Source organism: Bacillus sp. VT 712, assembly GCF_001614195.1.
Taxonomy (GTDB): domain Bacteria; phylum Bacillota; class Bacilli; order Bacillales; family Bacillaceae_H; genus Priestia; species Priestia flexa.
Map to the genome: position 1 here is coordinate 1 of NZ_LWBK01000118.1, position 599 is coordinate 599.

1 rRNA gene is annotated in these 599 nt (G+C 43.6%); it reads right to left on the reverse strand.

Annotated elements, in window-relative coordinates:
* Window positions 1-372: 372 nt before the first annotated feature.
* Window positions 373-599 (reverse strand): 16S ribosomal RNA (locus A2U94_RS20325); the annotation flags it as partial.

A 599-nucleotide genomic window follows, 5' to 3' on the forward strand; every position in this document is an offset into this window, starting at 1 on the left:
TTCACCGTGCGCCCTTTCTAACTTAACCATTAGCGAATAAATGGTGCAACTTGCGTTGCGTTATTTATTGGTTTGATTAAAGAAAAGTTTCACTTTTCCTCAGCTATTACTGTTATCTAGTTTTCAAAGAACAATCGCACTCAAAATTCTTCTTATCTAATAAGAAGAAAGTGATGTACTTTCTATTAAATGAGAGATTGAACTCTCAAAACTGAACAAAGCTTCAAAACGTACGTCTTGTCTAGCTACAGCTCCTAGTCATTCGATCGTTTCACTTTTGTCAACGAAACCAAATAACGGTTCCCCTGTCAAAAGCTCCAACGCTTTTCATGACTAAACAATCGCCTTCACTTTTCATGTAAAAATCCTTAGAAAGGAGGTGATCCAGCCGCACCTTCCGATACGGCTACCTTGTTACGACTTCACCCCAATCATCTGTCCCACCTTAGGCGGCTGGCTCCATAAAGGTTACCCCACCGACTTCGGGTGTTACAAACTCTCGTGGTGTGACGGGCGGTGTGTACAAGGCCCGGGAACGTATTCACCGCGGCATGCTGATCCGCGATTACTAGCGATTCCAGCTTCATGTAGGCGAGTTG